Below are 20433 nucleotides of genomic sequence, written 5' to 3'. Positions count from 1 at the left end.
GTGGACACGTCTACGGCACTGAGCCTCCGCTTGACCAGCCTGCTGCTCGGCTCCGCCACGCGGGACACCGTCGCGGACGTCGTCGAGTGGTTCGGCGCCATGCAGGCGCAGGACCTCAACAGCGTCCTCTGGTCGCTCGGCGTGCGGCTGCCCGGCCGGACCCTGCCGGACGTCGTCGCCGCGACCGAGGAGCGCGCCGTCGTGCGCACCTGGCCGATGCGCGGCACGGTCCATCTCGTGCCGTCCGCCGACGCGCACTGGATGCTCGACCTCACCGGCGTCCGCCAGCTCACCGCCGTCGCGAAGCGCTGGGAACACCTCGGTCTCGACGAGAAGACCGCCACCCGGGCGTTGGAGCTGCTGGCTGCCGCGATTCCGGCCGGCGGCGGCCGGCTGCCGCGATCCGGGTGCCTGGCCGCGCTCTCCGCGGGCGGGATCGATGTGAGCGGTCAGCGGGGCTACCATCTGCTGTGGTACGCGAGTCAGCGCTCGTTGACAGCCATCGCACCGAACGTGGGCAAGGAACAGACGTTCGTCCTGCTCGACGAGTGGGTGCCGGCCGCCCGGCGCAGCCCGTCCCGCGAGGAGGGCCTGGCGATCCTCGCGCAGCGTTACTTCCGGTCCCACGGCCCCGCGACGGTCAAGGACTTCGCGGGCTGGACGAGCCTCCCGATGACCGACGCCCGCGCCGGCGTGGCGGCGGCGTCCCTCGCGCGCGTCGGCGTCGACGGCACCGAGATGTGGGCCGACCCGGAGGCGCTCGACGCCGGCCCGGTGACCGGCTGGTGGGCACTGCCCGGCTTCGACGAATATCTGCTGGGTTACAAGGACCGTTCGATGATGGCGACGCCTGTTCAGCTGGCGGCGGTGGTACCCGGCAACAACGGCGTCTTCCAGTCAACCCTGGTCCGCGACGGACGCGTGATGGCCACATGGAAGCGCACGATCGGCAAGAAGGCGGTCACCGTGACCGTCCACCCGTTGGCCGATTTCGACATCGAGGACGCTCGCCCGGCTTGGGAACGCTTCGCTGCGTACCTCGGACTTGCCTTGCGGCTCGAGCAATAACGACCTGGCATCAGACCTGCCGTCCCGGTACGGGCGTGCCGCTGCCCAGCCGGGCGAGGACGTCAACGATCGCGACCCCACTCAGCTCGATCGCGAGTCCCCACAGCCCGAGCCCGACCCAGGCCGAGACGTTGCTCTCGAACCCCGGGTTGTCGAGGTACTGCGTCTTCAGTCCGACGAGGGCCACCACGACCACTGACGCGATCCCGGCCAGTGGCCGAGCCAGCCGGAACCAGGGGGACATGATGGGCTCCCTGCGCGTTTTGAGCCGTACTCTGCGGCGTCTGCCCAGTGTGGTCGTCGTCCGCTTCGGCTCGGCTGGTCCGCCGGTCCACGCGTCACGTGCGCGGTATCTCGTCTCGGCGTCGTCGTACTGGCCGAATTGCAGGTGCCGCATCGCTTGCCGCAACTCGGTGTTCTCCGGTTCACGGAGAAACGAGTGGATCACCTGGCCGGCCAGCACGAACCGGTTGCGGAGGTCCTGGAGACAGGTCTTCGTCCGCTCCGCGTCCTCCGGCCAGGGGATGGACTGCGCCTCCATCAGGCTGCGGTGCTCCTCGTCGACGACCGCCTCAGCGAGAGCCAGGTCCGAGTCGTTCAGCCCGGAGACCTCCTCGCTTCTTCGGATGGCCGCCACCTGGCTGTCGATCTGGTCGTACAGGACGCTTATCTGGCTGGTGAGTACCGCCACCTCGTCCCGCCGCGGTTCCAGATTCCCGAACGCCTCCTCGGCGTGACCGAGATCCTGGCGAATGATCAGATCCTCGATCTCCTCCACGCGCAGCCGGGCGGTGAGCGGCAGGTCGCGACCGTCCACGACCCAGCCCATGGCTCGGCGCAGCGACGAGAGTCTGCGGTACAACGCCGCCTGCGGGGTGAGGCGCTCGGTGATCCACTTGACGGTCAGCCCCAGGCCTGCGCCGAGAACGAGGGTGGTGAAGGCGGTGAGCGCCCAGCGGCCACTTCGTTGACCGACACCGATCAGGACAGGTATCTCCGCGGTGCCCGCTTCGCCGGCCACGACGAGGGTCTCGGCGTAGACGCCGGACTCGACGCGTTCGGGTGCCCAAGGATCGGCCGTGACGGTCACCACGACCGTCGTCGGCGTCACCGGGGTCGCGCTGATGATGATCTGCTGGGCGGGAAACTGTTCCGCACGGTTGAGGGGGTCCCGCTCCAGCCAGGCGGCGAGACCCGTCGTGCCGGCCTTCCGGGAGGTATCGAGGTCGGCGACTACCGTTCTGGTCACCGGCATCCGCGATTTCCCGAAGGAGAGGGCCACTGCGCCCGGCGGCGCGTCGAGCACCTGCTCGTCCCGCCAGTTGAAGAACTGGGCGGCGGAGAACAGGAAGAGCAGCAGGCACACCCCGAAGAGCGCCCACCAGTAGAGCAGCAGGATGCGCTTGCGCGTGGCGTTGTACACCCGTGCCAGGCGTTGATTCTCCGACTCGCGATAACCCATGGCTGCTCCCGGGCGCACCGCTGTTGCCACGAAGCTAGCGCGTGCCGGTGGGGCGGCCTGTCAAGCGGAAGACACTCCGCCGCAGATTCCACCCGGCGACTACCGTTAACAGTTAACAACCCTTGATATTCAAAGATGTGAACGCCACTATGTGGCCATGAGAATTCGACGCGGGTTGATGGTGCTCGTCGCCGGGATGGTCGTCGCCACCGGGTCCGTGATGGCCTTCTCGCCGGCGGGGGCGGCCGCTGTCGCCTGCTCGTCGGTGAACTGGGCCGAGGGCGTCTCGTACACCGCGGGGCAGCAGGTCACCTATCAGGCCCACCTCTATCAGGCCATCGTCACGCACACCGCGTGGGCGGGCACCGGCTGGAACCCGGCCGCGACCCCGACCCTGTGGCGAGACCTCGGCTCCTGCAGCGGAGGCGGCTCCCCGTCGCCCACTCCCACCGTGTCGCCCACTCCCACCGTGTCGCCCACGCCAACTCCTACGCCGACAGTCAGTCAGCCCGCGTGCGCGGTCAAGGGCCGCCCGGCCGGCAAGGTGCTGCAGGGCTACTGGGAGAACTGGGACGGCGCCGCCAACGGTGTGCACCCCGGCATGGGCTGGATCCCGGTCAACGACAGCCGGATCACCCAGCACGGCTACAACGTGCTGATGGCGGCCTTCCCGGTGATCCGCCCGGACGGCACCGTGCTCTGGGAGAACGGCATGGACGCCGGGGTGAAGGTGCCCACGCCCGCCGAGATCTGCGCGGCCAAGGCGCAGGGCGCCACCGTCCTGATGTCCATCGGCGGCGCGACCGCCGGCGTCGACCTCAGCTCCAGCGCCGTCGCCGACCGGTTCGTGCAGACCATCGTGCCGATCCTCAAGGCCGGCAACTACGACGGCATCGACATCGACATCGAGACCGGCCTCACCGGCAGCGGATCCATCAACCAGCTGTCCACCTCGCAGGCCAACCTGATCCGGATCATCGACGGGGTGCTAGCCGCGATGCCGCCGACCTTCGGGCTCACCATGGCGCCGGAGACCGCATACGTGACCGGCGGCAGCGTCGTCTACGGCTCGATCTGGGGCTCGTACCTGCCGATCATCAAGAAGTACCTGGACAACGGCCGGTTGTGGTGGTTGAACGTCCAGTATTACAACGGTTCGATGTACGGCTGTTCCGGTGATTCCTACCCAGCCGGCACCGTCCAGGGCTTCACGGTTCAGACCCAGTGCCTGGCCAGCGGCCTGACGATCCAGGGCACGACCATCCGCATCCCGTACGACAAGCAGGTGCCCGGCCTGCCCGCGCAGCCGGGGGCGGGCGGTGGCTACATGACGCCGGCCCTGGTGACCCAGGCGTGGAACAGCGTCCCCGGCCTCAAGGGCCTGATGACCTGGTCGATCAACTGGGACGGCTCGAAGGGCTGGACCTTCGGCGACAACGTGAAGCGGCTCCAGGGCCGCTGACTGCTTCTTCCTGCTGGAACACCGCTGCAAGCCGCCGGCCCGGGCCGTCCCCGGGCCGGCGGCGCCCTTTCCGGCGTGGTCCGGTTTCGCCGGTGAGCGGTAGGCCCGTGCGCGGGGTGCCCGGCTCTGCTGAGGGCAGAGCCGGGAGCCGGGACGCCGGGCCCGCGGTCCCCTACCGTTGGATCATGGTCGACGAGCAGGCTGTCAGCGTCACGGCATTCACCCGGCTCCTGGTGGGATGGCTGCACCGGCTGATGCCGGCCGGCCCGCGCCTCGATGCCCTGGTGGCCGATCTGGAGGCGACGTTCGCGGACCGGCCGGAACCGCTGGACAGCGCGAGCTGCCGGGCCGTCGAAGCGTGCGCGCAGGTGCACTCGCGGCACCTGGAGCTGCTGTTCGCCGACACCGGGGCGGCGGACCCGGACACCGAGTCGAAGGGGTGGCCGGCGGTCGATCCGCGGGAGGTGCGGGCCCGGGCCGGCGGGGTCGGCGAGGTGGCCCGGCTCGCGGGCGGCGCGTTCGTGCTGAGGCTGGACACCCTGGACCCGGTGGAGCACGCGCAGCCCTACCTGGAGGCGGCGTTCGCGCTGGGGCGCGGGGCGACGCGGCTGGTGCTGGACCTGCGCGGCAACGGCGGCGGCGACCCGGGCACGGTCGCGCTGATCGCGGAGATGCTGCTCGGGGACGAGGCGCGGCAGCTGTCGGAGGTCGTCTACCGGGATCGGCGCCGGCAGTGGTGGACGTCGGCGCGGCCGGCCGGGAGCGCCCTGGACCAGGAGCTGTTCGTGCTGGTCAGCTCGCGGACGTACTCGTCGGCGGAGGCGCTGGCCTATCACCTGCAGGCGCGGGGCCGGGCGACCGTCGTGGGTGAGTCCACCCGCGGCGCGGCCGACCATGTCACGCCGGTGCAGCTGACCCGTCAGGTGTGGGGCATGCTGCCGGAGGCCACCGTGTTCGACACCGTCACCGGCGGCAACTGGGAAGGTGACGGTGTGCGGCCCGACATCGCGTGCGCGGCGGAAGCGGCCCTGGAGCGGGCCGTCCACGCGAGCCTGCGAGGGTGACCCACCGCTCACGCCCGGCGGGCGCCCTGCGGTCCGGACCCGGCAGGCAGGTCGCGGGGTGGCCACGGGACCGGTCTGGTTCGTACTGAATAATGGCTGTCGAATCGACCGGTATCGATCAGAGTTTCCAGATCCCGCACCTCTTGCGCCGCGGTCTTGCCTCCGCGCGGCGGAAGGCGAAGGTTGGGAGCCCATCGGCGTTCTCGCCCGAGGAGGCGCGTCATGGGTCAGGAGACCGTTCGCAGCTATGCCCTGGGTCGCAGCCGGCCGGACCTGGCGGTGGGTGACCTGCCGGAGCCGGAGGAGGTGTTCCGGGTTCCGCGGATCGGGCCACGCCAGCTTTTCATGTACGTGGTGGGGCCCAGCCTGATCGCTCTCGGCATCTCGATCGGCAGCGGCGAGTGGCTGCTCGGGCCGCAGGCCGTCGGCCAGTTCGGGTTCGTCGGCGTGGGCTGGGTGATCGTGGTCTCGGCCGTGCTGCAGACGTTCTACAACGTGGAGTGCTCCCGGTACGTGCTGGCCACCGGCGAGGTACCGGTGGTCGGCTGGGGCCGGGTGCCGCCGGGTTACCTGCTCTGGGTGCCGCTGTCGGTGTTCATAGTGATCTTCGCGTTCATCGCGGGCGGATGGGCGGCGTCGGCCGGCCAGGGCGTCTACGCGCTGGTGCACGGCGAGGTGGCGCCGCCCGGGGCGGAGGAGCCCCGGCTGTGGGCGATCGCGCTGCTCGTCGTGGTGTTCCTGCTGACCGCGTTCGCCAAGCGGATCAGCCGCACCCTGGAGCTGGCGAACTGGCTGATGGTCGGCACGATCCTGATCGCGCTCGTCCTGATCGACCTGTTCGTGGTGCCGTTCGCACTGTGGTGGGAAGGCATCCGCGGCTTCTTCACCCCGGCCGCACCCCCGGCCGGCATCACCGCGACCCAGCTGGGCGGCCTGGCCGGTTTCACCGCGCTGGCCTCCGGACTGAACTGGTATGTGATGGGCCACTACCGCGACAAGGGTTACGGCATGGGTTATCGGACCGGTTTCATCTCCGGTCTGCGCGGCTCCCAGGAACGGATGCTCGACGTCGGCGTGACGTTCGCCGACACCCCGGAGAATGCCGGCCGCTGGCGCCGCTGGTACAGATTCCTGCTGATCGACATGTGGGGCGTCTTCTTCCTCGGCGCGATGGTCGGCATGCTGCTCCCCACCATCCTGATGGCCCACGCGGTCGAGGTCTCCGGCCGCCGCCCCACCACCGCCGAGATCCCCACCTTCGTCGCGTCGGTCCTCGGCGACCAGTACGGGCAGGGCTTGTTCTACGTCGCCCTGATCGTCGGCGTGCTCATCCTCTTCAGCACCCAACTGGGCATCTTCGAGGCGATGGTCCGCGTCACGACGGACGCGGCCCACGCGACCAGCCCCCGGCTGCGCAGCCTGATCGAGGGCGACCCGCGCAGGTTCTACTTCCCGTTCATGCTCACGCTGCTGGTCATCATCTCGGTGGTCCTGCATCTTGCCCTGCCGGTCAATCTGGTCCAGTGGTCGGCGAACATGTCCAACCTGGGCGCCCTGATCTACCCCTTCATGCTGATGTACCTGAACTCGCGCCTGCCGAAACCGGCCCGCCCGAGGCCATGGCATTACGTGATCCTGGCGCTCAACGTGCTGTTCTTCGGCTTCTTCTTCATCAACTTCATCGCCGACTTCATCGGGGACCCGCTGGTCACCTTCTGACCCGAATGGCCTGGTCGGGGCCCCTCGAGGGGCTGGTTGCGCTCGAAATGCTGGTCCGGGCCAGCATTCCGGACACGCTTGAGAAATTGATTTCCTTGCTCCAGCCCTCACCACAGCACGGTGACCCACGTGGACCCGGCCATATCCGATTAGATCGCTTAGTGCCCAGGCACGGGTGCCGCGTCGATCCAGACGGCGCGCAGGGAGCGGAGCTGGTCGGCGTGAAGGCGACCCGGGACTGGAAGTCCTTCCACCACACCTGGATGTCGTGGTCCCCTCACCGATCTGGATTCACCTTGCGCCTTGCGCCGGAGCTTCTCGGCATGGCGCTGTCGAAGCCCCCACTCGCGATGCCTCTCATGCTCCGGCGGAGACCTGATCAGGCCGAAGGCCGGCCAGGACGATGTCGAGGTACTTGCCGGTCAGATCGGCCCGCTCGTCCGCCCGCGCGTGCACTCCGGCGGCGAAGACGACGCCGCACATCAGCCGGACCACGTCGTCCTGGGTGATCCCGGCGCGGATCACTTCCGCCGTCCGGGCCCGGTCGAGCAGCCGGCCGGTCACCGCGTGCAGGTGGGTGACCAGCTCGGCCGTCACGGGCAGCGCGTGCGAGGCGGCGGCCACGACCGGCTGGACGGAGGCGTCGGCGAGCTGCACACCGATGCCCGCGCGCAGGAAGCCGGCGAGCCCCTCCCACTCGTCGTCCGCGGCCAAGGCCTGGTCGGCCGCCGCGGCGAGCCGTTCCAGCCCCGGTTGCGCGACCGTCTCCAGCAGCGCTTCCGCGGTGGGGAAGTGACGGTAGACCGTGGCCACGCCGATGGATGCCGCGCGGGCGACGTCGTTGAGCCGCAGCGGCACACCGTCGTCCACAAACTCCCGGGCGGTGTCGACGATGTGCTTCCAGTTGCGGGCCGCGTCCTTGCGGAGTGAGGGAGTCGTCACGTGACAAGGATAACCGAATAGCTCATCCGCTACATGCTACCTTTAAGTGGATAGCTCATCCGCTTAGTGGGGGGACCGCATGGAAACCATCGACGTGGCCGGACAGACCCGCAGCTATACGCTGGTCGCGCCGGACGACGGTTACGACCGCCTGCTGCTCGCCTTCCACGGCTCCACCCAGAACGCCGAGGTCTTCCGCAGGTTCACCGGCAACGCGTTCGACCAGCTCGGCCGCACCGCCGTCGCCTACCTGGACGGGTACCGGGGCAACTGGAACGACGCCCGCAAGAACAACCGTTTCCCGGCCCGCCGCCACGACATCGACGACGTGGCCTTCGCCGAGGCCGTCGTGAAGCGCGTCGCCGACGGGCGGGAGACCTACGCGGCCGGGTACTCCAACGGTGGCGGCATGGTGATCCGGCTGCTGCACGAACGCCCCGACCTGATCGCCGGCGGCGCGGTCATCGCAGCCCAGCAGCCGGCGCCGGAAAACTTCCTGGTGCCGGGGCTGCCGGTCGTCCCGAAGCCGGTGGTGCTGTTCCACGGCACCAGCGACCGGATCGTGCCGTACGGCGGCGGGAAGATGGCTCCCTGGGCACGAATCGTGTTCCGGGTGGGCGGGGCGATGCTGTCCGCACCGGAAACCGCCGCGTATTTCGCCGCCCGCAACGGCATCACCGCGCCGCCGGTGGTCACGGAGGTGCCGGGCGGGAGTGCCGGGCCGCGGGTGAGCCGGATCGACCATCGGCAGGACGGGCACGCGCCGGTGGCGTTGTACACCGTGCACGGCGGTGGTCACACCGTTCCGGGTCCGAAGCCGTCCCCGGCGCTGATGGGCCGTACCGCCACCAAGGTGCACGCCGCCACAGCGATCGCGCAGTTCTTCGGGATCTGAAGGAAGCCCTAGTCCCGTTCGAGGCGGTCGGCGAGCCAGGCCACCGCCAGCGGATAGCGGTAGTCGATCCCGCCGTGCTTGGCCGGGAACAGCTCGAAGGCGATCTTCTCGTCCGGGACGCCGACGCGCTCCAGGCCGGCGCGGAAGGCTTCGGCGCCCAGGTCGAGGAACCACTCGTCGCGGGTGCCGGCGTCGATCCAGACGGCGCGCAGGGAGCGGAGCTGGGCGGCGTACTGGTCGATCATGCGGATCGGGTCCCAGGCGAGCCAGCGGTCCCAGAGTTCCGGGATCAACTGACCGGAGCGCGCGTCGAAGGGCAGCCGCGGGGTGCCGTCGGGGTCGGCGGAGAACGCAGCGGTGCAGCCCAGGACCAGGCTCAGTGTCAGGTCCTCCTCCTTGGTGAAGGCGACCCGGGACTAGAAGTCCTTCCACCACACCTGGATGTCGTGGTCATAATCGCGCAGCGCCCGGGTCGCCTTGGCGAACTCGTTGAGGTAGCAGTATTCGTACAGCGCGTCGCCGGCGTGGGTCGCGAGCGCCCCGAACAGGTCGGGCCGCAGCATCGGGGTGATCATCGCGCCGAAGCCGCCGGAGGACTTGCCGGTGATGGCACGGGACTCGCGGCCGGGGATGGTGCGGTAGTGCGCGTCGACCCAGGGGACGATCTCGTCGCAGAGGTACGAGTGGTAGTTCCCGGTGCCGGGCGAGTCGACGAACTGAGATCCGCCGTACGCCGTCCAGGCGTCGACGTAGACGAGGATGCAGCCGGGTTTGCGGGTGAAAACCTCGTCGGCGGTCTCGATGAAGGGCTGCCGGAACGCCTGGCGGTTGCCCCACATGGTGACCTGGCCGGTGTAGCCCTGGATGACGTAGATGCTCGGGTACCGCGTGTCGCCCTGCTCGTAGCCGGGCGGCGTATAGACCCAGAGCGGGCGCACGTGCGGGTCGCCGAGCGGGTTGTCGCGCAGCACCGCCGAGTCGATGCTCTCGTGGTGCAGCGTGCCGGCGAGTTCACTGGTCCATATCGACATGCCGACGAGTCAACTATCTTTCCCCGATGTCCGCGACCCGGGTCCGGACCGCAGGGCGCCCGCCGGGCGCGAGCGGTGGGACATTCTCGCGGCTCGCGTGCACGGCCCACCAGACCCGAGGTCCGGCCGATCGGAGTACGGCGACCGGTCCCCGGCTTAATACAGTGGAGTGGTGGATCGCCGTCGCACCGGCCCGCGCCGGGGCCGGCTCGTGTCCCTCGCCGCGCTGTGTGGTCTGAGCGCCGTTCTGCTGTGGGGACGGCACGGGGGCTCGGACCGGCTCGACACCCTCGACAAGGTCGCCAGCGTCGTCTCCGGATACCTCGCCGTCCTGACCTTCGTCCTGACCCTGGCCGGCCTGTTCTGGCTCGTCGGTGGCAGTCGCAACGCCGACGAGATCCCCGGCGAGGAGCGGCTGCGGAATTGCGCCGCCATTCTGGCGTCCGCGGTCCGTGACCAATGGAGTGACGAGGCGGGCCTGCGCGGCCTGTATCAGCCGGCGCCCATCGCGGTGCGGTGGACCGCCACCGCGCGTCCCGTCGCTCCCGCCCCCGAAGCGGTCGCCGGCGACGGTGTCGGGGGCCGGCCGACGCGGGTCCGTTTGCACGGCAGCGCCACCGAGATCGTCGAACGGTACCGGGCGCTGCCCCGACGTCAGCTTGTCGTACTCGGCGCTCCCGGAACCGGGAAGACGGCTCTGGCCATCCTGCTCACCCTGGGCCTGCTCCGCCGAGGCGAGGGCACGGTGGAGCCGGTGCCCGTGCTGCTGTCGCTCTCGTCGTGGAATCCGCTCCAGGAACACCTCATGGTTTGGCTAGGCCGGCGACTGGCCGAGGAGTACCCGGGCATCTCCGCCGCGGGGCCGGGCGTCGGCCAGGAACTCGTCTCCGGCGGCCGGGTGCTGCCGGTCCTGGACGGTTTCGACGAGCTGCCCCCCGCCCACCACGCGGGCGCCATCGCCGAGATCGAACGGGCCTTCGCCAACGACCGGCCGTTCGTGCTGACGTGCCGGGGCCCCGAGTACGAAGCGGCCGTCGCCGAGGACGGAACGGTTCTGGGCAGCGCCGCGGTGATCGAGATCGATCCGCTCGATCTCGATGATGTCGCATCCTATCTGTCCACGCCGGACGCGGCCGCCACTCGCTGGGCGCCGGTCATCGAGCAGATGCGGGAGCAGCCCGACGGCCCGCTCGCCCGAGCGCTGTCCACCGCGCTGATGGTCAGCCTCGCCCGCGCCGCCTACCGCGGCGGCGACTGGGATCCCGCTGAGCTGCTCCGTGTCACCGACCGGACGGCCATCGAGAACCGCCTGCTGGATCAGCTGGTCATCTCGGCCTACCACGCCCGACCACCAGGCCCGGCGGACGGCACGTCGTCGCGCCCGCGTTTCGACTGGACGGCGGAGGAGGCTCGCCGACGCCTGGGCCGGCTTGCGCAGGAGTTCCAGAACCATGGGCTACGCGAGATCGAATGGTGGCAACTGCCGCGGTTCCGGCCGGTCGCCACGGCGGTGGTCCTGGCGGCGTACTGCTCCGCCGCTGCTCTGGTCTGCCTCGTCTTTGCGGTGTGGGTGGGCGAGCCCGGCCGGATCGTCACCGCGACGACGTTCACTGTGCTGAGCCTCGCCGCTTTCGGCCTGCCCTTACTGGGAGTGATGGTGCTGCCCGCACCGATGCCGGTCGCGTGGTCGGCCGCCACCAGCCTGCCTCTGCGGTGGCGGCAGGCTCTCAGTGTCGACGACGGTCGCCGAGCACTCCGGCCAGTGGTGTTCGCCCCATATCTCGCCTACGCCTTCGCCGGGGTCGCGGTCGGCGGGGCCGGCAACTCGATCTACGCCTACTGGAGCAAGCCCTCGCCGGATGCCTCCTCTTTGCAAGCCGCTCTCGCCGGCGCGGCGCTTCCCGCATTGGCCACCGTCGTCCTGATGGTGCTCTTCGTGCTCTTCGTCCTCGGCCTTCCCCGCAGGGACGAGGCGGCTCCGCCGATCGCCGCGACGGAGGCCCGGGCCGCTCTACGGGGCGACCGGTACGCCGCTCTCACACGTGGCACAGTGATGGCGCTCGTCGTGACGATGCTGCTGACCCTGCCGACGCCCTTCGCCCCGGCCAACGTCCCGGCACTGGGCGCGGCGATGCTGACGGCCGCTTCGTTCGCGCTGGTGGTCACCCTGTGCGCGACTGCCTGGGGGCAGCTTTCGGCCTCCCGGTTGGTCCACGCGAGGCACGGCCTGCCGCTGCGATTCATGGCGTTCCTCGACGACTCCTACCGGCGGGGAATCCTGCGACGGGTCGGTGCGGCCTATCAGTTCCGCCATGCCCGTCTGCACGACCGGCTCGTCGAGTCCTCGGCGCGGCCCGCCGCCGAGGGCGGAGATCGCGACTCGATGGTCGCCCTCGGCGTCACGCTGTCCTATCAGGGCCGTCTGGACGAGGCTGAGCGATGGTTGCTGCGTGCCGCCGAGGCCGGCAGCCCCGACGCGAAATACTGGTTGTGGTGGCTCGTGCGCCGCGTTCCCGGCCGGGAGCCGGAGAGTCGCGAGTGGCTGGAGCGAGCGGCGGCGGCGGGCCGGCTCGAGCCGATGACCCGGCTCGGGGCTCGATCAGTGGCGGCGGGACGCAACGAGGAGGGCGAACGCTGGCTCCGCCGGGCGGCTGACGCGGGCAGCATCTCGGCGAAGAACGACCTCGGGGCGTTGCTCTATCGCCTCGGGCGGCAGCGGGAGGGCGTGCGGTGGTGGCGCAAGGGCGCCGTCGACGGCAGCCTCGAGGCGATGGTCAATCTCGCGGTCGCTCTCGACCGGCGCGGAAAGACGCGAGAAGCCCGATGGTGGTACAGGGAGGCCGCCCGCCGGGGCCACCCCGACGCCATGTGCGCCCTCGGTGTCCGCAGCGAAGCCCGGGGTCAGGCGGACAAGGCCGAGCAGTGGTACCGCCGCGCCGCCCGACTGCGCAGCACGGCCGCCCTGAACCGGCTGGCCGTGCTCCTCGACGCGCAAGGGCGCTCCGCGGAGGCGGAGGGCTTCCTGCGCACAGCGGTCGGCCGGAAAAGCATCGCGGCCTTCGTGCTCCTGCTTCACCACCTGGAGCAGACGGGGCGAGCCGACGAGGCGGCCGAGTTGCGCGCCGTCGTGCCCCTGGTGACCACCTACGTCGAGGCGGCCGAGCCGGTCTCCCGGGATCTCCCGGGCTCGCGACCCTAGATTTTTCTCGTTCGCGTGGATTCAGCGTGACCGGGCTGCTTCGAGGCCGGGGACGGCAGCTCGGCCGGAAGCGGCGCAGCGGCCCGGTGTCGCACCCGGGCCACTGCGTAGCTGGGGAACTCTGCTGGGCCGTACCCTCACAGATTTTTCATCATGTCCTCGAAGCTCGCGGTGAGCGCGAAAGGATCAGCCACCGTCGCCGGCTGCCGGCGGTCGATCTCGCGGGCCAGCTCGGCCGCGGCGCGATCGATGCGGCCGCGCAACGGGCCCTCCACCGAGTTCGCGCCCCAGTCGTCGCTGGCGGCGAAGACGGCCGTGGGGATGACGGCGGCCCGCAGATAGGCGAAGAGCGGCCGCAGGGCGTGCTCCAGGACCAGCGAGTGACGCGCAGTGCCGGCGGTGGCCGCGAGCAGCACCGGCTTGTCGGTCAGGACGTCCTTGTCGAGCACGTCGAAGAAGGACTTGAACAGGCCGCTGTAACTGGCGGTGAAGACCGGCGTGACGGTGATCAGGCCGTCGGCCGCGGCGACCGCCTCCTGGGCCTGCCGCAGCGACGTGGGCGCGAAACCGGTCAGCATGTGGTCGGTGATCTCGTGCGCCAGGTCGCGGAGCTCGACGACCTGGACGTCGAGGGCGACGCCGAGCTGGGCGGCGGCCCGGCCCGCGGCCGCTGCCAGCTGGTCGGCGAGCAGGCGGGTGGAGGACGGCTGGCTCAGGCCCGCGCTGACGACGACGAGCGTGCGCTGCTTCATGCCGTGACCTCTTCCTTCTCCGTGCGGGCGGTGCGGGCGGCGACCAGCGAGGCGTGCGTCGGCGCGTCCGGCACGTGCGCCGGCTTCAGCGCGGCGAACTCCTTGCGCAGCACCGGTACGACCTCGGAGCCCAGCAGGTCGAGCTGCTCCAGGACGGTCTTCACCGGCAGTCCGGCGTGGTCGATCAGGAACAGCTGGCGCTGGTAGTCGCCGACGTACTCGCGGAAGCCGAGCGTCTTGTCGATGACCTGCTGCGGGCTGCCCACGGTCAGCGGGGTCTCCCGGGAGAAGCCCTCGAGCGACGGGCCGTGGCCGTAGACGGGGGCGTTGTCGAAGTACGGCCGGAACTCCTTGACCGCGTCCTGGCTGTTCCTGCGCAGGAACACCTGGCCGCCGAGGCCGACGATGGCCTGGTCGGCGGAGCCGTGGCCGTAATGCTCGAAGCGCTGCCTGTACAGCTGGACCATCCGCTGGGTGTGCGACGGCGGCCAGAAGATGTGGTTCGCGAAGAAGCCGTCACCGTAGTAGGCGGCCTGCTCGGCGATCTCCGGGCTGCGGATCGAGCCGTGCCAGACGAACGGCGGCACGTCGTCGAGCGGGCGCGGGGTGGAGGTGAAGCTCTGCAGCGGGGTGCGGAACTTGCCCTGCCAGTCGACCACGTGCTCGCGCCACAGCTTGTGCAGCAGCGCGTAGTTCTCGATGGCGAGAGGGATGCCGGCGCGGATGTCCTTGCCGAACCACGGGTAGACCGGCCCGGTGTTGCCGCGGCCGAGCGTCAGGTCGACGCGGCCGTCCGCGAGGTGCTGCAGCATCGCGAAGTCCTCGGCGATCTTCACCGGGTCGTTCGTGGTGATCAGCGTGGTGGCGGTGCTGAGCTGCAACGTCGAGGTCTGCGCGGCGATGTAGGCGAGCGTGGTCGTCGGCGAGGAGGAGAAGAACGGCTCGTTGTGGTGCTCGCCGAGCGCGAACACGTCGAGGCCGACCTCTTCCGCGTGCTTCGCGATCGTGACGATGTTCTTGATCCGCTCGGCCTCGGTCGGGGTCCGCCCCGTGGTCGGGTCCGTCGTGATGTCACTGACGCTGAAGATTCCGAACTGCATGACCCGCTCCTGTCGTCCCGGACTTCGGTACTGCCCCGCACAACGTGCTTGATGCGGCAACTATTTCAGATTCAAACAACTTGTGCTGCGGCGGGAGTCACAGATCAACGGCTACTGCGGGAGTACGCCCACGTCAGGTCCCGGGGCCACTCGGCGACCTCGGTGGCGACGCCGGCCTGAGCTGCCGGGTTGAGCTCCTGGCAACGCCGCGCGGGGCCCGGCCGATACGGCCGGGCCCCGCGGGTGATGCCGGATCGCTTACTCGAAATCGCTGCGCACGCTGCGGACCCACTGGAGCTTGGCGTAGTCCGGGTGGCTCTTGTTGACGTTGAAGCCGAGCGTCCAGTACCAGCCGGGCTCCCGCTCGATGCTGCTCGGGTTGGCCTGGTCGTAGTGGCTCGAGTCGTAGAGCTGCTGCGTCTTGGTGGAGCTCCACGTCGCGGCGAGCGGGTTCTTGAACAGCACGCCGCGCGTCGGCCGGTGCGAGTAGTCGTACCGGTTGCCGTAGGAGACGAAGATGAACGACTTGTCCGGGTCGGTCGGAAAGCTGGGGTTGACGACCTTCAGCAGGTGGTGCGAGCTGGCGAGGAACCCCGAGCCGTTGATCTGCGGGTGGTGATCGTCGAGCGGTGACGAGTCGTCGTAGGCGTTGAACCGGACGACGACGAAGGCTCTGGCCACCCGCCCGTCCTGACCTTCCGGCTTGGTCTTCGGGTCCACCTCGGCGCGGATGCCGGTGACGACCGTGTCGCCGATCTGCACGAAGCTGGGCTCGGTGTAGCGCAGCGGTCCCGCGGCGTCGGCGGTCTCGTTGTTCGCCTTGATCCGCCGGAAGGACGACGGCTTCAGCAGCTCACCCGGCGTGCCGGGCTGGTACTTCGCCCGCATGTAGTAGGCGCCGCCGCCGACCCCGTCGGAGTAGAACGGGATGAGCACCTCGTCGACCGACGTGGCGGTGTTCTTCAGCGGCAGCACGCTGCCGTGCGTCATCACGCCGGCCGGCATGCCCGTCACCCGCAGCTCCACCGGGTTGGAGAACTTCGGCGCCGGCGCCTGCCAGTACGAGTAGTACACCTTGCCCTGCGCGAAGAAGGTCATGACGACCTTGCCGTCGCGCATCAGGGTGAGGTTCGGGTCCCGCGTGTCGATGCCGTCCCACCGGGTGGCCTGGTCACTCAGTGCCGTGGTCGGCGTGGTCCACGTCTTCGCGACCCCGTCGAAGATCGACATCTGGATCGTGCCGTAGGACGCGGGCTTGCCCACGATCGGAGCGTGATCCGAGGCGCGATGCCAGACCGTGAGGATCCGGTCGTTGGCGTCGTTCAGCTCGACCCAGGACGGGAACCGGGGCTCGAAGTCACCGGTATCCCTGGTGACGGTGCCGATGATGTCAATGGCCGCGTGCGCCGGCCGGGGCGCGACGGTCGCCGCGAGGGTGACGGTCAGTGCGGCTGCCGCGCCGCGGTAGAGGACTCGTGCGAGTGTTCGCATGCTCCGCCTGTCTCGATGGTGGTCGACATGAGCGTAGATCATTCTGCATGTCCCGGCCGAGCCGCGTGGGCCGGCCGGTCCACAGAGGAGCCCTCGCCGAGAAGCGTCATCCACCGTTCCCCGTCCAGAAACGTCACGGTGTCCCGGATCAACCCGCCGGACACCTCCATGACCATCAACGCGAACGGCCGGCCGTCGCGCATCTGCCAGAACGCCGGCGAGGCGAGCCCGTCGAAAGGCACCAGGCGCGCGCCCTCGCAGGACGCCTCCGGGGCCGACATCGCCAGCCCGATCTGCTGCCGGCCGCGCAGCCACCAGGCGAACGGCGGCATCGAACTGGTCGCGTCCTCGTGCAACAGCGACACCAGCGTGGCCACGTCGTGCCGCTCGAAAGCTGCCACGTAACGGTCGAGGAGCTCCCGCTGCGCGGCCGACGGCGGATCGACCGGCGTGGTGGCCGGCAGCGCGGCCCGGGCACGTTGCAGGGCGCTGGTCACCGACGGCACCGAGGTGTCGAGGAGCCCGGCGACCTCCCGCGCCGACCAGGCCAGCACGTCGCGCAGGATCAGCACGGCCCGCTGCCGCGGCGGCAGGTGCTGCAACGCCGCGACGAACGCGAGCCGGACCGTGTCCCGCCGGACCACCTCCTCCTCGGGAAGCACGATCGGCTGCACCCAGCGGTCCTCGGGCAACGGCACGCCGATCGGGTCGCCCGCCTCGGCGGCCGGGCCCAGGTCCATGGCCAGGGCGCGGCGCTGCCCGCTGCGCAGCATGTCCAGGCAGACCGTGGTGGCGATCCGGTACAGCCAGGTGCGCGGGGAGGATCGCCGCTCGTCGTACGTCCGCCAGGCCCGCAGCAGGCTCTCCTGCACGGCGTCCTCGGCCTCGGCACCCGACCCCAGCATCCGGTAGCAGTAGCCGATCAACTCGCCGCGATACCGCTCGAACTCCATACCGATCAGTTTGCCGGTCGCCGGACGTATACCTCGCATGAGAGAGACAGAAGAGGAACGCCGCGACCTTGCCGAGATGCTCGCCTCGCTCACCGAGGACCAGTGGGACGCGCCGACGCTCTGCGAGGGCTGGCGCGTCCGCGAGGTCGTCGCCCACATGACCATGCCGTTCCGGATGTCGGCGCCCCGCTTCTTCTGGGAGCTGGCCCGGTCCGGCGGGCGGTTCAACCGGATGTCCGACCGCTGCGCCCGGCAGGACGCCGCCCGGCTGACCACTGCCGACCTGGCGAGGTCGATGCGCGACAACATCCGGCACCCGTGGTCGCCGCCCGGCGGGGGAGAGGTCGGCGCGTTGTCGCACGACGTGATCCACGGCCTGGACGTCACGGTCGGGCTCGGGCTCGGCCGGCAGGTGCCGCTCGACCGCCTCGGCCTGGTCATGGACGGGATGAACCCGAAGAACGTCGCCTACTTCGGCACCGACCTGACCGGGGTGTCCCTGCAGGCGACCGACACGGGCTGGACCTTCGGGACCGGTACGCCGCTGCGGGCGCCCGCCCAGTACCTGCTGCTCGTGGTCTGCGGGCGCCTGCTGCCGCCGGGCCACCTCGAGGGTGACGTCGCCGGTCGCTACACCCGGCGGGACGGCGCCGCGGCACGCTAAGATCAGCCTCGATGGCACTCATCGACCTCGACACGCCGCCGCCGGTTCGCCGGAGCTCGCGGCGGCGTGCGCGTGGGCTGCTCGTCCTGGCCGCGATGCTCCCGGCGCTGGCACTCTCCGGTGAGGGACCGGACAGCGCGCCCGTCGACGCGGCGAAGGTCTGCTCGTGGACCGAGACGCCGAGCGTGGGTGGCGCGGTGGTGCTGGACCCCGAGTCGGGCAAGGTGCTGTTCACCTACACCTGCGAGTCCTGACCGCTCCCAGCTTCACCAGCCCGAACCGCCCTCGGCTTCACCAACTCTGGCGCTCCCGGTTTCACCAGCCCGGGCCGAACGTGGTGAAGAACCAGAGCGCCGAGGTCAGCCAGAGTCCGGCGACGGTCGTCAGCACCATCCCACCGGCCAGCGGAACCGCCCACGGCCGGCCCTCGCCGGGACGGCTCAGCAGCAGCATCTTCGCGACGAACGCGCCGTAGAACAGACAACCCAGCAACGAGTGGACCAGCACCCGTGGCTCGTCGCCGCGGAAACCGAGAGCGTAGAGGCAGTGCACCGCCACCGGCATCGAGCACAGCAGCGCCAGACGGCCGCTCCACCGGTGCACCGCGGGCGTCCAGGCTGCCGACGGCAACCTGCCGTAGACGGCCAGCGCCGACACCAGCTGGATCACGGCGAGAGCGGCCGTGGCGGTGGCCAGCCACACCTTCGTGTCCTGCAGACGGATGAACGCCGGCACGTCGATCGCGCCGGCCGGCTCGTGCAGGCGGCCGTAGACGCCGAGGACCACCGCGACCCCGACGCCGGCTACCGCGGGCAGCCAGACCCGGGGCTGCCGCAGGGTGCCGGCGTCCACGTCAGAAACCCTCCCCGCTGTCGGCGTCGACCGTCGTGGCGGTGACCTTCTCGCCGTCCACGGTGGTGGTGCGGGTGGCGACGTCGAGCGGCGGCGCCGGGGCGGGCGCGCCGTTCTTCGCGAGCACGCCGACCTGGCGGCCGTCCGGCAGCACGATCCAGCCGCCGTTCAGCTGGGCGCCGCGGACCCGGGCGGCGGTCCGGTAGAGCCCCGACGGCTTGCGCACAGCCCCGAGCTCGAACCGGTTGGTCCGCTCCTCGACAGTGATCTCACCCTCGGCGCGGCGGGCGTCGAACGTGCCGGTCAGGCTGCTGCCGTCGCGGCCCTTGAGCGCCAGGACACCGGCCCGGGCGGTGCCCTGCAGCCAGGACTCGACCCGGTCGCCGTCACAGACGTACGCGATGGCCCGGCCGTCCCGGATCGACAGCGCCAGCGTCCCGCCGTCGTTCGCGACCTCACCCGCGAGCGTGACCCGCAACCGCTCCTGGGCAGGCGTGGTCGCCGGTGGCGCCGCCAGCCGCGTCGTCGGTGGCGGGGCGGCAGGCGAGGCGTCGCGTCTCGGCGAGGCCGCGCCGGTCGGCGTGGGGGAGGCCTCGGCGGTTCGCGTGGGGGAGGCCTCGGCGGCACCGGCCTGCTGGCCGGCCGGGACCGCGCGCTCCCCGGCCGAAGCGGTCACGTTCAGCCCGGCCAGCACCGCGGCGACCAGCACGGCCACGCCGAGGGTGACCAGCGGGCCCTTGCGCCAGCTACCCGATCCACCCGCCGCCACTGCCGATGTTCCCACCGTGTCTTCCGCCGCCGCCTCCTCGAAGGGTGCCGCTGCGCCGGGATGCGACGCAATGCCGGGTCCCCACGCGGTGGTGTCGGGTCCCCACGCTGAGGTGTCAGGTCCTGGCGTCGGGGTGGCGGGTCCTTGCGGGCCCCAGCCTCCGGTCTCGACGCCGGCAGGTCGGTCCGGGAAAGGCGGCCCACCGATGCTGCCGGTCCCGCTCGCTGCGCCGGTGGGCGGCGGGCCGGCCGGAAAGACGCCGGGAGGTACGGCCGGCAGAGCCCCGGCGGCAGCGGCGAACGCGCTGGCCGCAGCCGACAGCCCACCCGCGGCCGGAGAGCCGGGCCCGGTCGGACCGGGGGTGGTGGCGCCGGGCGTTGCCGGGCGGCCGGGAGTGGTGCTGCCGGGCGTTGCCGGGCGGCCGGGAGTGGTGGCGCCGGGCGTTGCCGGGTCGGGAGCGGTGGTCTGTGGACTGCTGAAAGCGTCCGGGGAGGCGGCGACCTGGTACAGATAGGCCGCCACCCGCCGGGCCGGTGGACGCCGCCGCGGATCAGTGGCCAGGCAGTCGCGGGCGACCACATCGAGCGGCGCGGGCAACCCCGACGCCGCACCCCGCACATCTCCGGTGATCATCTCCACCAGCAGCACGCCGAGCGACCACACGTCAGCCGCCGGGCCCGGGACACCACCCGCGGCGACCTCCGGTGCCACATAGCCCGCCACGCCAGGCCCGCCGGAGCCGGTCACCCGCACCGCGGGCGGCGTGGCCCGCCGTGCGACCTCGATGTTCTCCGGCCGCAGATCCAGGTGGAGCTGCCCCTGCTCATGAGCCGCGGCCAGCGCCGCGGCGACCTGGGCGGTGATGCTCGCCGCCTCGGCCGGTGCCAGTGTGCCACCCCGGTACGACAGGTGCCGCCGCAGATCGGGCCCGTCCATCTTCGTACCCCCGACATTGATTGAGGTCTACGCCGACCTTACGCAGGGGAGGCCGGCACTCTCCAATACAGGTG

Annotated in this window: 18 protein-coding genes; 8 read left to right on the top strand and 10 right to left on the bottom strand. The window is 70.7% G+C overall.

The window, feature by feature from the left end:
- Positions 1–1068, top strand: coding sequence for a winged helix DNA-binding domain-containing protein (locus AC0NH5_RS19915; protein ID WP_474405868.1), 1068 nt, complete (start codon positions 1–3; stop codon positions 1066–1068).
- Positions 1069–1078: 10 nt separating this feature from the next.
- On the opposite strand, the gene AC0NH5_RS19910 is transcribed toward AC0NH5_RS19915, so the two are convergent.
- Positions 1079–2530 carry a hypothetical protein gene (locus AC0NH5_RS19910; RefSeq protein ID WP_474405866.1) on the bottom strand — a complete coding sequence of 484 codons (1452 nt, stop codon included), beginning with the start codon at positions 2528–2530 and terminating at the stop codon, positions 1079–1081.
- Between the two features lie 157 nt (positions 2531–2687).
- Between AC0NH5_RS19910 and AC0NH5_RS19905 the strand changes: the two genes are divergently transcribed.
- The 3 genes from AC0NH5_RS19905 (at position 2688) to AC0NH5_RS19895 (ending at position 6775) form a co-directional block, all read left to right on the top strand.
- Positions 2688–3992, top strand: a complete 1305-nt coding sequence (locus tag AC0NH5_RS19905; RefSeq protein ID WP_474405863.1) for a carbohydrate-binding protein — start codon at positions 2688–2690, stop codon at positions 3990–3992.
- A 185-nt stretch (positions 3993–4177) separates the two neighbouring features.
- Entirely contained in the window at positions 4178–5056 is an 879-nt protein-coding gene (locus AC0NH5_RS19900; RefSeq protein ID WP_474405861.1) for a S41 family peptidase, read from the top strand.
- 222 nt (positions 5057–5278) lie between these two features.
- Positions 5279–6775, top strand: a complete 1497-nt coding sequence (locus tag AC0NH5_RS19895) for an Nramp family divalent metal transporter (protein WP_474405858.1) — start codon at positions 5279–5281, stop codon at positions 6773–6775.
- Positions 6776–7132: 357 nt separating this feature from the next.
- On the opposite strand, the gene AC0NH5_RS19890 is transcribed toward AC0NH5_RS19895, so the two are convergent.
- On the bottom strand, positions 7133–7717 hold the full coding sequence (locus AC0NH5_RS19890) for a TetR/AcrR family transcriptional regulator (RefSeq protein ID WP_474405856.1): 585 nt from the start codon (positions 7715–7717) through the stop codon (positions 7133–7135).
- A 79-nt stretch (positions 7718–7796) separates the two neighbouring features.
- Here AC0NH5_RS19890 and AC0NH5_RS19885 point away from each other — a divergent pair, with 79 nt between their 5' ends.
- Positions 7797–8612: a CE1 family esterase gene (locus AC0NH5_RS19885; RefSeq protein ID WP_474405853.1), complete on the top strand. Its 816-nt coding sequence runs from the start codon at positions 7797–7799 to the stop codon at positions 8610–8612.
- An 8-nt stretch (positions 8613–8620) separates the two neighbouring features.
- Here AC0NH5_RS19885 and AC0NH5_RS19880 read toward each other — a convergent pair whose 3' ends face one another.
- A complete protein-coding gene (locus AC0NH5_RS19880; protein ID WP_474405851.1) occupies positions 8621–8905 on the bottom strand; it encodes a hypothetical protein in 285 nt (94 codons plus the stop codon).
- Positions 8906–9028: 123 nt separating this feature from the next.
- Complete coding sequence (locus AC0NH5_RS19875) at positions 9029–9643, bottom strand: alpha/beta hydrolase (RefSeq protein WP_474405849.1); 615 nt, start codon at positions 9641–9643, stop codon at positions 9029–9031.
- 172 nt (positions 9644–9815) lie between these two features.
- Here AC0NH5_RS19875 and AC0NH5_RS19870 point away from each other — a divergent pair, with 172 nt between their 5' ends.
- Entirely contained in the window at positions 9816–12842 is a 3027-nt protein-coding gene (locus tag AC0NH5_RS19870; protein ID WP_474405846.1) for a tetratricopeptide repeat protein, read from the top strand.
- Positions 12843–12979: 137 nt separating this feature from the next.
- Here AC0NH5_RS19870 and AC0NH5_RS19865 read toward each other — a convergent pair whose 3' ends face one another.
- From AC0NH5_RS19865 to AC0NH5_RS19850, 4 genes are all read right to left on the bottom strand, one after another.
- Positions 12980–13594, bottom strand: a complete 615-nt coding sequence (locus tag AC0NH5_RS19865) for an FMN reductase (protein WP_474405844.1) — start codon at positions 13592–13594, stop codon at positions 12980–12982.
- Positions 13591–14694, bottom strand: coding sequence for an LLM class flavin-dependent oxidoreductase (locus AC0NH5_RS19860; protein ID WP_474405842.1), 1104 nt, complete (start codon positions 14692–14694; stop codon positions 13591–13593). Before AC0NH5_RS19860 ends, AC0NH5_RS19865 begins: the two co-directional genes overlap by 4 nt.
- Before the next feature lie 258 nt (positions 14695–14952).
- Positions 14953–16185, bottom strand: a complete 1233-nt coding sequence (locus AC0NH5_RS19855) for a hypothetical protein (RefSeq protein ID WP_474405839.1) — start codon at positions 16183–16185, stop codon at positions 14953–14955.
- Between the two features lie 38 nt (positions 16186–16223).
- A complete protein-coding gene (locus AC0NH5_RS19850; RefSeq protein ID WP_474405837.1) occupies positions 16224–17138 on the bottom strand; it encodes an RNA polymerase subunit sigma-70 in 915 nt (304 codons plus the stop codon).
- A 37-nt stretch (positions 17139–17175) separates the two neighbouring features.
- On the opposite strand from AC0NH5_RS19850, the gene AC0NH5_RS19845 reads away from it, so the two are divergent.
- Together AC0NH5_RS19845 and AC0NH5_RS19840 are read left to right on the top strand one after the other, a co-directional pair.
- Complete coding sequence (locus AC0NH5_RS19845; RefSeq protein WP_474405835.1) at positions 17176–17802, top strand: maleylpyruvate isomerase family mycothiol-dependent enzyme; 627 nt, start codon at positions 17176–17178, stop codon at positions 17800–17802.
- Between the two features lie 11 nt (positions 17803–17813).
- Positions 17814–18056, top strand: coding sequence for a hypothetical protein (locus AC0NH5_RS19840; RefSeq protein ID WP_474405833.1), 243 nt, complete (start codon positions 17814–17816; stop codon positions 18054–18056).
- 61 nt (positions 18057–18117) lie between these two features.
- On the opposite strand, the gene AC0NH5_RS19835 is transcribed toward AC0NH5_RS19840, so the two are convergent.
- Together AC0NH5_RS19835 and AC0NH5_RS19830 are read right to left on the bottom strand one after the other, a co-directional pair.
- On the bottom strand, positions 18118–18654 hold the full coding sequence (locus tag AC0NH5_RS19835; protein ID WP_474405830.1) for a DUF6529 family protein: 537 nt from the start codon (positions 18652–18654) through the stop codon (positions 18118–18120).
- A 1-nt stretch (position 18655) separates the two neighbouring features.
- Positions 18656–20359, bottom strand: a complete 1704-nt coding sequence (locus AC0NH5_RS19830) for a protein kinase domain-containing protein (RefSeq protein ID WP_474405827.1) — start codon at positions 20357–20359, stop codon at positions 18656–18658.
- Between the last annotated feature and the right edge of the window lie 74 nt (positions 20360–20433).

The sequence above is a fragment of the Actinoplanes sp. 13 genome, assembly GCF_056134165.1.
This window is presented reverse-complemented; position numbering and strand designations above follow the sequence as displayed.

Coding starts and splice junctions, on each gene's coding strand:
- AC0NH5_RS19910 (WP_474405866.1), bottom strand. CDS start 2,530: ATGGGTTATCGCGAGTCGGAGAATCAACGCCTGGCACGGGTGTACAAC.
- AC0NH5_RS19905 (WP_474405863.1), top strand. CDS start 2,688: ATGAGAATTCGACGCGGGTTGATGGTGCTCGTCGCCGGGATGGTCGTC.
- AC0NH5_RS19900 (WP_474405861.1), top strand. CDS start 4,178: ATGGTCGACGAGCAGGCTGTCAGCGTCACGGCATTCACCCGGCTCCTG.
- AC0NH5_RS19895 (WP_474405858.1), top strand. CDS start 5,279: ATGGGTCAGGAGACCGTTCGCAGCTATGCCCTGGGTCGCAGCCGGCCG.
- AC0NH5_RS19885 (WP_474405853.1), top strand. CDS start 7,797: ATGGAAACCATCGACGTGGCCGGACAGACCCGCAGCTATACGCTGGTC.
- AC0NH5_RS19875 (WP_474405849.1), bottom strand. CDS start 9,643: ATGTCGATATGGACCAGTGAACTCGCCGGCACGCTGCACCACGAGAGC.
- AC0NH5_RS19865 (WP_474405844.1), bottom strand. CDS start 13,594: ATGAAGCAGCGCACGCTCGTCGTCGTCAGCGCGGGCCTGAGCCAGCCG.
- AC0NH5_RS19860 (WP_474405842.1), bottom strand. CDS start 14,694: ATGCAGTTCGGAATCTTCAGCGTCAGTGACATCACGACGGACCCGACC.
- AC0NH5_RS19855 (WP_474405839.1), bottom strand. CDS start 16,185: ATGCGAACACTCGCACGAGTCCTCTACCGCGGCGCGGCAGCCGCACTG.
- AC0NH5_RS19850 (WP_474405837.1), bottom strand. CDS start 17,138: ATGGAGTTCGAGCGGTATCGCGGCGAGTTGATCGGCTACTGCTACCGG.
- AC0NH5_RS19845 (WP_474405835.1), top strand. CDS start 17,176: ATGAGAGAGACAGAAGAGGAACGCCGCGACCTTGCCGAGATGCTCGCC.
- AC0NH5_RS19840 (WP_474405833.1), top strand. CDS start 17,814: ATGGCACTCATCGACCTCGACACGCCGCCGCCGGTTCGCCGGAGCTCG.
- AC0NH5_RS19830 (WP_474405827.1), bottom strand. CDS start 20,359: ATGGACGGGCCCGATCTGCGGCGGCACCTGTCGTACCGGGGTGGCACA.